General features: G+C 65.2%; 11 protein-coding genes. 3 read left to right on the forward strand and 8 right to left on the reverse strand.

Translation table 11 applies throughout. The annotated features are described in order from the left end of the window. Positions 1-648, reverse strand: a complete 648-nt coding sequence (locus AC1DEL_RS22260) for a PilN domain-containing protein (RefSeq protein WP_092299361.1) — start codon at positions 646-648, stop codon at positions 1-3. Between the two features lie 17 nt (positions 649-665). Then, positions 666-1,736 (reverse strand): type IV pilus assembly protein PilM, encoded by a 1,071-nt coding sequence (gene pilM / locus AC1DEL_RS22265; RefSeq protein ID WP_177219987.1) that lies wholly within the window; start codon positions 1,734-1,736, stop codon positions 666-668. A 456-nt stretch (positions 1,737-2,192) separates the two neighbouring features. Between pilM and AC1DEL_RS22270 the strand changes: the two genes are divergently transcribed. Beyond that, the gene (locus AC1DEL_RS22270) at positions 2,193-4,571 is read left to right on the forward strand and encodes a penicillin-binding protein 1A (protein WP_477159181.1); all 2,379 of its coding nucleotides are present in this window, start codon (positions 2,193-2,195) and stop codon (positions 4,569-4,571) included. A gap of 90 nt (positions 4,572-4,661) precedes the next feature. Here the strand turns inward: AC1DEL_RS22270 and cyaY are convergent, their stop codons facing one another. Then, positions 4,662-4,997, reverse strand: coding sequence for an iron donor protein CyaY (cyaY, locus tag AC1DEL_RS22275; protein ID WP_092299368.1), 336 nt, complete (start codon positions 4,995-4,997; stop codon positions 4,662-4,664). 168 nt (positions 4,998-5,165) lie between these two features. Here cyaY and lptM point away from each other — a divergent pair, with 168 nt between their 5' ends. After that, a complete protein-coding gene (gene lptM / locus AC1DEL_RS22280) occupies positions 5,166-5,423 on the forward strand; it encodes an LPS translocon maturation chaperone LptM (RefSeq protein WP_092299371.1) in 258 nt (85 codons plus the stop codon). A gap of 31 nt (positions 5,424-5,454) precedes the next feature. Beyond that, positions 5,455-6,714: a diaminopimelate decarboxylase gene (gene lysA, locus AC1DEL_RS22285; protein WP_441593423.1), complete on the forward strand. Its 1,260-nt coding sequence runs from the start codon at positions 5,455-5,457 to the stop codon at positions 6,712-6,714. A gap of 45 nt (positions 6,715-6,759) precedes the next feature. On the opposite strand, the gene msrQ is transcribed toward lysA, so the two are convergent. The 5 genes from msrQ to AC1DEL_RS22310 form a co-directional block, all read right to left on the reverse strand. Continuing rightward, entirely contained in the window at positions 6,760-7,440 is a 681-nt protein-coding gene (gene msrQ, locus AC1DEL_RS22290; RefSeq protein WP_092299500.1) for a protein-methionine-sulfoxide reductase heme-binding subunit MsrQ, read from the reverse strand. A 14-nt stretch (positions 7,441-7,454) separates the two neighbouring features. Further along, the gene (gene msrP, locus AC1DEL_RS22295) at positions 7,455-8,465 is read right to left on the reverse strand and encodes a protein-methionine-sulfoxide reductase catalytic subunit MsrP (RefSeq protein WP_092299377.1); all 1,011 of its coding nucleotides are present in this window, start codon (positions 8,463-8,465) and stop codon (positions 7,455-7,457) included. A 141-nt stretch (positions 8,466-8,606) separates the two neighbouring features. Further along, positions 8,607-9,035: a COG4315 family predicted lipoprotein gene (locus AC1DEL_RS22300; protein WP_092299503.1), complete on the reverse strand. Its 429-nt coding sequence runs from the start codon at positions 9,033-9,035 to the stop codon at positions 8,607-8,609. 214 nt (positions 9,036-9,249) lie between these two features. Then, positions 9,250-10,473 (reverse strand): c-type cytochrome biogenesis protein CcsB, encoded by a 1,224-nt coding sequence (ccsB, locus tag AC1DEL_RS22305; protein ID WP_092299380.1) that lies wholly within the window; start codon positions 10,471-10,473, stop codon positions 9,250-9,252. Between the two features lie 111 nt (positions 10,474-10,584). Further along, positions 10,585-12,801: a cytochrome c biogenesis protein ResB gene (locus tag AC1DEL_RS22310; RefSeq protein WP_477159182.1), complete on the reverse strand. Its 2,217-nt coding sequence runs from the start codon at positions 12,799-12,801 to the stop codon at positions 10,585-10,587. Positions 12,802-12,897 lie beyond the last annotated feature (96 nt).

The following is a 12,897-nucleotide window of genomic DNA, read 5'->3' on the forward strand; positions in this document are numbered from 1 at the left end:
TCAGACCTTCCCCGCTGCAGGTTTGGCCGCGGCATCGGAGGCGGCGCCCTTCTTCTTGTCGCCAGGCACTTCCGGCGCGCGATAGGAGAACCGCATCGAGAAATCAAACAGCCGGCGCTGCTCGCGCAGGTTGTTGGTCATCGTCACGGCCTTCGATTCCACCAGTTCGGCGCGGTCGAGCCACGTCACCTGGTCGATATTGCGCAGCAGTTCGGACACGCGTTCGTTGGACTGCGCCACGCCAGCCATGACAAAGCTGTCGCCGGTCTGCTTCAGGCTGGTCAGGTAGACGCCTTCCGGCACCTGGCGCACCAGCTCTTCGAGCAGCTGCACAGGCAGGTTGCGCTCCGCCTGCAGGCTCTCGATGGCGCGCTGGCGGTCCAGCAGGGCCTCGATATCCTTCTTGAGCGTGTTGACCTCGCGGATCTGGCCATCCATCTGCGTGTTGGCCTGCTGCAGCACGGCGTTGCGCGCCGTCACGGCCTCGATCTGCGAGTCGATATAGAACCCGCCGATCAGCACGATGACCGCCCCGGCGGCTGCCGCGCCGCCCAGGAGCGAATAGACCTTCTTGCGCCGCGCGGCCTTGCGGGCCTCGTGATACGGCAGCAGGTTGACCGACGGGATGGTGTTCGTCGTCGTGGACATGCTTCTCCCCCCGTGGGTTATTGCAGCCCGCGCAATGCCAGTCCCGCACTGACGATGTAGGCCGGCAAGTCGCGCTGGAGATAGCGCTCGTTGACGTTGCCTGCGGTCATCATGTTGGCGAAAGGATTGGCCAGCGTGGTAGTGATCTGCGTCTGCTGCTGGATGGCGGCCTGCACCCCCAGCAGCGAGGCATGTCCGCCCGAGAGCAGGATCTCGTCGACCCGGCCCAGGCTGGAACTGGCTACGAAATTGCCGATGGCGCCCTGCACTTCCATCGCCAGGGCTTCCAGCGACGGCTTGAGCAATTGCGCGCGCCACGCTTCAGGCAGCGTGTTCTTGCGCTTCTTGATCTCGGCCTTGAGGGCATCCAGCGTGAACATGCGCGCGGCGCTCTGCGTGAGCTGGTCGCCGTAGCTGTTCAGTGGCTGTTCGTAGAGTTCCTTCCAGCCCTGGTAGAAGATCGCCTTGGAGCGACTGCCACCGAGGTGGATGACGGCGACCACGGGGAGATCCTTGGCATCGGTCTCGGTCAGGGAGGACGGCACGCCGAGCATCTGTACGACCGAGCGCTGCACGGCGTACTCCTCGACATCCATCACCTGCGGCTTCAGGCCAGCCATTTCGGCCGCCGTCACCCGCTCCTGCACGCGATCGCTGTTGGCGGCCGTCACGCGCACGCCAATCCCGCCTTCGGTCTCGTTGGGGCCAATCACCGCGAAGTCGAAATTCACCGCCTGGGAAGGCGGATAGAGGCGGTGCGCCTCCGATTCGACCTGCGAATAGAGTTCGTCCTCGGACAGGTTGTCCGGAAGACTGACAGTCTGAGATTCCGTCAGCATGGACGGCACGCCAAGGACAACGTCCTTGGTACGAATACCGGCCTTGCCAAGGGCTCGCTTCAGCGCGATGCCCACGGCCTCGATGTTGACGACGTTGCCATCGGCAACGGCGTTGCGGTCCAGCAGTTCGCTGGCGCATTTTTCCAGCCTGAAGTCGTGTTTGCCCGCCCCAACGGACAGCTCCACGACCTTGACGCTGGACGACCCGATATCTACGCCGACCGTAGTCCGGCGCAGAAGACCCGACAAGATGCCCCGTCGCAAGGTGACCCCCTGACATTTGAACTCGCCCACGGCATGACTGCTCTAATGGGGCGAGCCAGATTAGTTTCTTGGATGAAACGTTTGCTCTTTTATGTTCGTGGATTCTCACAAAAAGCAGAGGCGCGCGCAATGTGCCGATCTGACCACGCTTTCTTTTTCAGACGGGCCGCACGAAAGCGTTGCCAAAATCCCACGGTCCACCTCAAGCCCGTTACAGAGCGCCGCGCCACCGCATCGGTCACCCTCGATCCGGTCTCCCGGCCAACACGCCTTCGCGACACCCGCCAACCCGCCCTGCGCCGAAGACCTGCGCGCCGTGACAACCTGATCTCAACAGGATTACATCTTGTAACAGGGCGATAGCGCCTTTTGCGGCACGGCGCACCGGGGACGCCCCATCCCCGACGATATAATCCGGGCACTCTGATTAGGTAAACCCTTATGGCCACAGCACAACAGAAGCCGTCCCYTCCCGTCCGCCGTCCGCTCTGGGCGCGGATCATGTTCGGGCTGATTGGACTGCTTGTCGCCGGGCTGGTCGCCGTGGCGTTGCTCGTGGGCTACGCGCTGGTCGTGGCCGCGCCCAACCTGCCATCGCTGGACACCATCACCGACTACCGGCCGAAGATCCCGCTGCGGATCTACACGGCGGACAACGTGCTGATCGGCGAGTTCGGCGAGGAGCGCCGCAACTTCGTGCCGATCACCGAGATCCCGGACGTCATGAAGAAGGCCGTGCTCGCGATCGAGGACGACCGTTTCTACGAGCACGGCGGCGTCGACTTCGTGGGCGTGCTGCGCGCCGGGCTGGCCAACCTGCGTGGCGGGCTGTCGCAGGGCGCCTCCACCATCACCATGCAGGTGGCGCGCAACTTCTTCCTCTCGAGCGAGAAGACCTACACGCGCAAGATCTACGAGATGCTGCTGGCGTACAAGATCGAGGCGAACCTGACCAAGGACCAGATCCTCGAGCTGTACATGAACCAGATCTATCTGGGGCAGCGCGCCTACGGCTTCGCCAGCGCCGCGCGGGTCTACTTCGGCAAGTCGATCAAGGACGTGACGCCGGCCGAGGCCGCCATGCTGGCTGGCCTGCCGAAGGCGCCGTCGGCCTACAACCCCGTGGTGAACCCGCGCCGCGCCAAGGTGCGCCAGGAATACATCCTCCAGCGCATGCGCGACCTCGGCTACATCACACCGGCGCAGTACGAACAGGCCGTGCGCGAGGAGCTGAAGGTGCGCGGCGAGGGTAACGAGTTCTCCACCCATGCCGAATACGTCGCGGAAATCGTGCGCCAGCTCATGTACGCACAATATCGCGAGGAAACCTATACGCGCGGCCTCAACGTCTACACGACGCTGAACAAGGCCGACCAGGACGCCGCGTACGACGCGGTGCGCGGCGGCATCATGACCTACGAGCGCAAGCACGGCTATCGCGGCCCGGAGGCGTTCGTCGACCTGCCGTCGAATCCGTCCGAACGCGAGCAGGCCATCGACGACGCCCTGGTGGAGCACCCGGGCAGCGACGACCTGCGCTCGGCCGTGGTCACCAGCGTGACGCCGAAGCAGGTACGCGCCACGCTGCTCTCGGGCGAGGTGGCGACGATCGAGGGCACGGCGCTGCGGTTCATCGCACCGTCGCTGTCGGCCAATGCCCAGCCCAAGGTCAAGATCCGCCCCGGCGCGATCATCCGCGTCACGCAGGACGCCAAGGACAACACGTGGTCCGTCACCCAGCTGCCTGAGGTGGCGGCCGCCTTCGTCTCGTTGAATCCTGAAGATGGCGAGATCCGGGCGATGGTCGGCGGCTTCGACTTCAACCGCAACAAGTTCAACCACGTGACGCAGGCGTGGCGCCAGCCGGGCTCGAGCTTCAAGCCGTTCATCTACACGGCCGCGCTGGAGAAGGGCTTCTCGCCCGCCACGGTGATCAACGATGCCCCGCTGACGATCGGCCCCGACACCGGCGGCCAGGTCTGGGAGCCCAAGAACTACGACGGCAAGTTCGAGGGCCCGATGACGATGCGCCGCGCGCTGGCCAAGTCGAAGAACCTCGTATCCGTACGAATTCTTCGCGCCATCGGCACGCAGTACGCGCAGGACTACATCACCCGGTTCGGCTTCGAGGCCGACAAACACCCGGCCTACCTGCCGATGGCGCTGGGCTCCGGCGCGGTGACGCCGCTCCAGATGGCCGGCGCCTACTCGGTGTTCGCCAACGGCGGCTATCGCGTCAATCCGTACCTCATCCAGCGCGTGGTGGATTCGCGCGGCAACGTGATCTCCGAGACCCGTCCGCAGAAGGCTGGCCAGGACGCGGTGCGCGTGCTGGATGCGCGCACCGCGTTCATCGCCGACAGCATGCTGCGCGAGGTGGTACGTAGCGGCACGGCCAACCCGGCCAAGCAGCGCCTGGGCCGCAACGACCTGGCCGGCAAGACCGGTACCACGAACGATGCCGTGGATRCCTGGTTCGCCGGCTACACGCCGAAGCTCGTGGCGATTGCGTGGATGGGCTACGACCAGCCCAAGAGCCTGGGCGTGCGCGAAACCGGTGGCGGCCTGGCGCTGCCGATCTGGGTCAGCTATATGAGCAAGGCGCTCAAGGGCGTGCCCGAGAGCCCCGACCGGCAGGCGCCGGAAGGCGTGGTGATGGTGGCCGGCGACTGGACGCTCGAGGAGAACGCGGCGGGTGCCGGCGTGGCATCGGTGGGACTGGGCGATCCGTGGCCCGGCAAACCCGACGAGAGCGCGCGTCCGGCGCAGGATACGGAAGCCGAGAAGCGCAAGATCCTGGAGATGTTCGGCGGCGCTTGAACGCCTGATCGGCATCCGGACGGTAATTTTCGCCCCAACAAAAAACCGGCCCACTCGGCCGGTTTTTTGTTGGCTGGGGCCGGCGCTGCCTTAGCCGAGCGTCAGCGTGACGCCCGCTTGCTGGCTCATATAGGTGGAGAGCGCCGCGTACAGTTCGGCGCCGCTGCGCGTATCCATCCACTTGGCGCCGTCGTGGCGGAAGTGGAAACCGCCGGCCTTCGCTGCCACCCACAGCTCCTGCATCGGCGCCTGGCTATTGACGATGATCTTCGAGCCATCCTCGAATTCCAGCTCCATGACATTGCCGGTGCGGTTGATCTCGACATCGGCGTCGGCCGCGTCGGCGGCGGTTTCGATGTCGGCTTCCAGCCGGTCCAGGGCCTTGCCGGCCAGTACCAGGAACTCGCTTTCGGTGAGGGGGGGCATGCTACACTCCAAGGCCGCCGGCAGCGCGCCCGGACAGACGTCCCGGGTCGCGATCCGGCTGGCGGAAAAATGGAAAATTGTCGGGACTTACCGCGGATTCCTGCGGATTCCGGGCCGTTTCGCCAGCCATCCAGAAAGTCACCCCAAGCCATCCAAGGCATTCAGACAATGAAGGACTCCCCGAAGCTGCGTCGTGGTGCGATTGTATCGGCGTTTGCCGCCGTACTCGCGATGACCCTGACCGGATGCGGCGTTCGCGGCCCGCTGACCATGCCCCGGGTACCGCCCGCCCCGACCCCGCCCACGGTGCCCGATCCGGGCCTGGGCCAGGCGGGCGCGGTGGCACCGGCACGGCCGATGGGCGAACCCGCCACCAGCGCGCCGGTTCCTGCCGAGCCGGCCACGAACACGAATTCGACGAAGTAACCTGGGCGCCTCGCCCCTCCGCACGCAGAACATGACTGATTTCTTTACCCGCCGCGACGGCGCCCTGGCCGTCGAACAAGTGCCGCTGGCCCGTATCGCGGCCGAGTTCGGCACGCCGACCTACGTCTACTCGCGCGCCGCGCTGACCACGGCCTACCAGGCCTACGCCGCCGCCTGCAAGGGCCGCAACGCGCATGTGCAGTTCGCCGTGAAGGCGAATTCGAACCTGGCCGTGCTGCAGGTGTTCGCCCAGCTGGGCGCCGGTTTCGACATTGTGTCCGGTGGCGAACTGCTCCGCGTGCTGGCCGCCGGCGGCGATCCGCGCAAGGTGGTGTTCTCGGGCGTGGCCAAGAGCGAGGCCGACATGGCGCTGGCGCTGGAGCACGACGTACGCGGCTTCAACGTCGAATCGATCCCCGAACTGGACCGGCTGAACGCCGTGGCCGGCCGGCTGGGCAAGCGCGCGCGCGTGTCGCTGCGGATCAATCCGGACGTGGATGCCAAGACGCATCCCTATATCTCAACCGGTCTCAAGGGCAACAAGTTCGGCGTGGCGTTCGAGGACGTACTGCCGACCTACCGTGCCGCCGCCGCACTGCCGCACCTCGAAGTGGTCGGCATCGACTGCCATATCGGCTCGCAGATCACGGAAGTGGCGCCCTATCTGGAGGCGCTCGACAAGGTGCTCGACGTGGTGGAAGCGCTTGAGCGCGAAGGTATCCGTCTGGACCACATCGACGTGGGCGGCGGCCTGGGCATCACCTATGCCGATGAAACCCCGCCCGACATCACCGGCTTCGCCACCACGCTGCTGGACCGCGTAGCAGCACGTGGCCATGGCCACCGCGAGGTGCTGTTCGAGCCGGGCCGCTCGCTGGTAGGCAACGCCGGCGCGCTGCTGACGCAGGTGGAATTCCTGAAGCCCGGTGCGGCCAAGAACTTCTGCATCGTCGATGCGGCGATGAACGATCTGGCGCGCCCGGCGATGTACGAGGCCTACCACCGGATCGAGCCCGTGGCGCCGCGCGCCGACGCGCCCGTGACCTATGACGTAGTGGGCCCGGTGTGCGAATCGGGCGACTGGCTCGGCCGCGACCGCGCGCTGGCCGTGCAGCCGGGCGACCTGCTGGCGGTGATGTCCGCCGGCGCTTATGGTTTCGTGATGAGTTCCAACTACAACACCCGCGGCCGCGCCGCCGAGGTGATGGTCGATGGCGACACCGTGCACCTGGTGCGCGAGCGCGAACTGCCGGCCGACCTGTTCAAGGGCGAGCACCTGCTCAAGGGCTGACCCAGCGGCGCCCCTCTCCGCACGGCGGGGGGCGCGCCATCCTCGCTACGCGGCGCGCTTGCGCGCCCACCACCACATCCGCAGGCCCAGCAGCACGAACACCACGGCGGCGTAGATCGACACTTCGCTGAAGTCGTTCTTGCCCGCCTTGTGCCACCAGAAATGCAGGATGCCGAGCACGGCGATCGCATAGATCGCTTTGTGCAGCGCCTGCCACCGCTTGCCGCCCAGCCGCTTGACCATGCCATTGGTCGACGTAGCCGCCAACGGCACCAACAGCACGAACGCAGCAAACCCCACCGTGATAAATGGACGTTTTGCGATGTCCTTGATCATGTACGCGACGTCGAACCCGCGGTCCACGCCCAGCCACAACAGGAAGTGCTGCACGGCGTAGAAGAACGCAAACAACCCGAGCATGCGCCGCAGCTTGATCAGCCAGTTCCACCCCGTGAAGCGGCGCAGCGGCGTGATGGCCAGCGTGACGCAGAGCATGACCAGCGTCCAGGTTCCGGTGGATCGCGTGACGAATTCAAGCGGATTGGCGCCGAACTGCGCCGTGGCGCCGAGATAGAGCAATCGGGCGAACGGCAGCAGCGCCAGGATCCACACCAGTACCTTGACGGCGCGCACGCCCGACGGCGACAGCGTCGCCAGCCCGCCGGCGCGCGGGGCGGGCGCAGCGGCGGCCGACGCACGCGGCGCCGTGGCTTGATTCGCGATCATGTCCGGCTCCGCCATCAGAAGTTCTTCTTCAGATCCATGCCCTGATACAGCGACGCCACCTGCGCGCCGTAGCCGTTGAACGGCAGCGTCTTGCGCTTGGGCGCGAACAGCGCGGAGAACCCGCCGCCGCCCTTCTCTTCGCCGATGCGCCGCTCGGTAGCCTGGCTCCAGCGCGGGTGATCGACGTCTGGATTCACATTCGAATAAAAGCCATATTCATTCGAAGCGGCCAGGTTCCAGCTGGTCGGCGGCTGCTTGTCCAGGAAGCGGATCTTGACGATCGACTTGGCGCTCTTGAACCCGTACTTCCACGGCAGCACCATGCGCACCGGCGCGCCGTTCTGGTTCGGCAGCACCTCGCCATACAGGCCGAAGGTGAGTAGCGCCAGCGGGTGCATCGCCTCATCCATGCGCAGCCCTTCGCTATACGGCCAGTCGAGCACGGAACTGCTGATGCCAGGCATCTGCTTCTTGTCGGCCAGCGTGATGAACTGGACGAACTTCGCGCCGGGGAGCGGTTCCACGCGGCGGATCAGCTCGGCGAGCGGGTAGCCGATCCACGGAATCACCATCGACCAGCCCTCCACGCAGCGCAACCTGTAGACGCGCTCCTCCTGCGGGGCGAGCTTCACGAGTTCGTCGATGTCGTAGACCTTCGGCTGCTTGACCAGTCCTTCCACCGACACCTGCCACGGCCGGGGCCGCAGCGTGCCGGCGTTGCGGGCCGGGTCCGACTTGTCCGTGCCGAACTCGTAGAAATTGTTATACGTGGTCACGTCCTCGTAAGGCGTGCGCTTCTCGGTGATCACGTAGGTGTTGTTCGGCGTGGCCGCCAGGCGCTGGCCCTTGCCCGGGTTGCCCTGTGCAAACGCCTCACGGGCGAACCACGGCGTCAGCACACTGCCCGCGGCGCCGGCGGCGGCCATCGCGAGCAGGCGGCGGCGCGACTCGAAAATATGGCGCGGGGTGATTTCGGACGTGGCGATATCGTCACCACGAAGCCATTTGGGGGAAGGGATCAACATGATGGGAGCGTTCCTGATGGCCGCATGTTCTGTTGGACATGGGGCTTGGTCGGATGGTGCGGGGAAACCTGACAACTATTTCCCCGCCGTTTGCCGTCCGACATCTCCCCGGACGTGGCCCGGGGAGCAATGCGTAGACGGTCAGGGCTTGGCGACGTGCCAGACGTTATTGAGGTTATCGCCGGCGCGGTCGCCAGCCTTGGCATCCTTGGCGAAGCGATACAGCGGCATACCCTTGTAGGCCCACTGGCGGGTGCCGTCATCACGCGTGATGATGGTGTAGCTGCCCGTGCCGCTGGTGCCCGGTTCCGCCAGCAGTGGCGGCCAGTTGGTCGCGCAAGTGGCGTTACAGACACTCTTGCCGCCATTCGCCGGGTCGCGGTCGAACGTGTACAGCGTCAGGCCCTGCGGATCGGTCAGCGCGCCGTTCGTCACCTTGACGGTCGGAGGCATGTTGCCGCCGCCCATGCCCATGCTGGAACACGCGCCCAGCAGCACGACGGACGCGGAAGCCACGGCCAGCAGGGCGGGACGCAGCAGCGATGCAGCGGTGTGACGATGAGTGGTCATCATTGGGTCTCCTTTTCTCCAGGGCGGCGCCGCCAGTCGACGCCGTACTTCCTCAGTAAACACCTGATGTGATCCGTTTATTCCCGAAAAGTTAAAAAAATGTGGTGCAGGCGTCAATAAAAGCCCAATGCAGCACTTTCTACCGGGTAGCCACAAAGAAAAAGGCCCGCTTGAGCAAAGCGGGCCTTCGTCGATCAAGCGGGAGACCTCAGCGTCAGAGTTCGCCGTAGCTATGCAGCCCCGACAGGAACATGTTGACACCCAGGAACGCGAACGTCGTGACCAGCAGGCCGACCAGCGCCCACCACGCCGCCATCGTGCCGCGCAGGCCCTTCATCAGACGCATGTGCAGCCACGCTGCGTAGTTGAGCCAGACGATCAGCGCCCAGGTTTCCTTCGGATCCCAGCTCCAATACCCGCCCCAGGCCTCTGCGGCCCAGAGCGCGCCCAGGATGGTGGCGATGGTGAAGAACGCGAAGCCGACCGCGATGGCCTTGTACATGACGTCGTCGAGCAGCTCCAGCGACGGCAGCCGTTCAGCCAGGATCCCGCGCTCCTTGAGCAGGTACGCCACCGACACCATCGCCGCCAGCGCAAACGTGCCGTAGCCGATGAAGTTCGCCGGTACGTGGATCTTCATCCACCAGCTTTGCAGCGCCGGCACCAGCGGCTGGATCTCCTGCGCGTTGCGGGTGACCGTGTACCAGAGCAGGAAACCCACCGCCGCCGACACCACCAGCAGCACGAACGGCCCCATCGCGCGCGTGGCGTAGCGGCGTTCGTAATAGAGGTAGAACAGCGAGGTGATCAGCGTGAACAGGACGAAGACTTCGTACAGGTTCGAGATGGGAATATGGCCGATGTCCGCGCCGATCAGGTACGACTCGTACCAGCGCACCAGCAGGCCCGTGAAGCCGAGCACCACGGCCGCCCACAGCAGCTTGCTGCCAATACTCGAGCCGGTATCGGACCGCGCGAGGAAACCAACCCAGTAGAACAGCGTGGACAGGTAGACCAGCGCGCTCATCCACAGGATGGCCGACTGGCTCGACAGGAAGTACTTGAGGAAGAAGGCCTGCTCAGCGCGAGCGAGGTCGCCCTGGTAGAGCTGGATCGCGAACAGCGCCAGCACGGCCATGCCGACCATCAGCGGCCGCACCGCCTTCCAGTGCCAGCCCAGCAGCGCGAAGGTGGGCACGGCGGCCACCAGCACGGCCTTGTCGTAGACATTCATCCAGGCGCCGTAGCGCGTGAGCGCAAACCCGGCGCCCACCACCAGCAACAGCGCGAAGGCCCAGTCGAGCCAGCCCAGCCGGCGCAGGAACGAGGGTTCGAGGTAGGCCTCCGATGCATCCGCCATCGAGGCGTTGGCGGCATTGGAAGCGTTGGCGCGCGACGGGTTCAGGCCCGGGTTGGCGTGGTTGACATTGGACGACATGACATTCCTGCTCTATTTCCTGCGCTTTTGGGAGTTATGCATATGTACTATATCGATCGCACCCGCATATCACCGGGCATTGATGTCGTGAATCCCGGTGATCGGTGCGCATCAATGTGCCGACGAATCGGCTGAGGGGTGCGATGGGTGCGTCCCCGGCGATGGCCCCGCGCCGGYTGCGCGTCCGATATCGTCGCGCAGTGCCGTGAACTCCTTCTCGAAATCCATCGTCCGGCGCTGCGTCGACATGGCCATCAGCACATGGCTGCCGGCCTGCTGCGCCGCATTGTCCGGCCCCTGCGCGGCACTGTCCTTGATCCAGATCCACACGCGCCGCTCGCGGATGTAGAACATCGAAAAAACGCCAAGAACGAGTAGCAAACAGCCAAGATACACGATGTTTTTGCCCGGCGCACGCGTCATCTGGAACACGCTGGCCTTGATCTGCTGGAAGTCATCGAGCTGCAGGAAAACCGGCGCGCCGTAGAAGAAACTGTCCGACAGCGTGTTGATGGCCTGCTGCAGGAAAGCGCCGCTTTTCGCATCGTTCGCGATGGCCGGCAGGTCGTCGCGCTCACGCGACAGTTGCCACAATTCCCACATCGAGCCATTGAGAATCCTCAGCAGCACATCGGCCGCCTTCTGTTGCTCGGCGGGCGGCACGGACTTTTCGAGGAACGCGGCGATGGCGGTGAAGCCGCCCGGCGGCGCATCGGGCGCGCTGCGCGTGGCGCCGGCGAACAGGTCCATCGCGCGCTGGGCGCTCTCGGCGAGTTGCTTGCGCAGCGTGTCCTTATCGGCGCCGGGCATCGAGATGGCCGCAAAACGGCGCGCGGCTTCGCCACGCATCGCGCTGTCCTGCAGCGCCGCGCGCAGGCGCATCCAGTCGCCCACGCCGTTCTGGTCGTCGGCCGGAATGCGCAGGTAGCGGAACGCCTCGCTCGGCGACTCCCGCATGCCGGCCAGGAACACCGACTGGCCCTCCAGCTGCACCGGCACCATGTAGTTGTTGTATTCGCGCGCCTGGCCGGTGCGGTCGCGCAGCTTGTATTGCACCGACGGGCCGACGTTGCGCAGCGTCTTCTCCTTGTCCGTGCTGGCCGCCGCGCCCAGGTGCTGCTCGAGCGTCTGGTTCAGCGACTTGCGCGCCACGCCCCGAGCGTCGGGCTTGCCCGAGGCATCGGTGACGTTCTCGATATTCATCAGTCGAAAATCACTGAATTCGACGGTCAGATCCTCCTGATCCGCCCCGGTACCGGTGCCAGCCAGCTTGGCGTTGCCGCCGACCGTGCCAGCCAGCGCGAAGGTGCGGTGCGCCGCGCCTGACATCGGATAGCCCACGAACTTGAGCTTGGAGCCGCCATCCTCGAAGCTCGACTGGTAAATTGCCACGCCATCGACGATCAGCGGCTCATTGACCTTGATCGTTGCCTCGGTCTGCTTGCCCGTGGCGCGGTCCGTCACCACCACATCCGAGGCGAACAGCTTCGGCATGCCCGTGGTGTAGTAATCCACCGAAAATTTCTTGAGCGTGATCGTGAACGGCAAGTCCTGGACCAGCGCGCCATCGGCAATGTTCAGGATGGCCGTGGACACCGTGGCGCCCTCGGGCACGAAGGCATTACCCCGGAACCCGGGGTTGCTGGCCGACAGGCGGTGCTTGGCCGGAATCTCGCTGATGATGGCGTTGCCGTCGATTGGGCTCTTGCCGCCGAACCACATCTGGGCGCGGATCAGCATGTCGCCATCGAGCAGGCCGCCGATGCAGATCACCACGATGGACGTGTGCGCCAGGATATAGCCGAGCTTGTTCGCCGCCCCGGCCTTGGCCGCCAGCAGCGTGGCCCCCTCGTGCGCCACCGGCTTCACGCGGTAGCCACGGTTGCGCAGCAGCGCGGTCAGCCTGCCCACCGCCTCCTCGCGGCCGCGCGGGGCCTCGTACTCGGCACGATGGTGGAACGCGCGCAGGCTGCGTTCGCGCACATGGTCTTTCCACGAGCGCATGTCGGCAATCATCCGCGGACCGTTGCGGGTGATGCACAGGGACGTGGAAATCACGAGGAACGCCAGGATCAGCAGGAACCACCAGGAACTGTAGACCTTCTGGAGCGACAGCGCGTGGAACAGGTCCGCCCAGAACGGCCCGAACTGGTTGACGTAGTTTGGATACGGCTCGTTCTGCTTGAGCACCGTACCGATGATGCTGGCGATGGCGATCACCGTCAGCAGCGTGATGGCGAAGCGCATCGAGGACAGCAGTTCCACGCCGTCGCGCAGCACACGGTGGGGGGTCTTCAGGTGCAGCCCTGAAGTGGATGGGGTGGACATGGGCGGTGACAGGTTTCTGGGTAATGCCGGTGCAGCATGCGGCTGACGTCGCAAAAACATGAAAAAAGGGTGGTCCCGCTTGCAGGCAGGGCCACC

The sequence above is a fragment of the Cupriavidus sp. 10L43_2 genome, assembly GCF_056395265.1.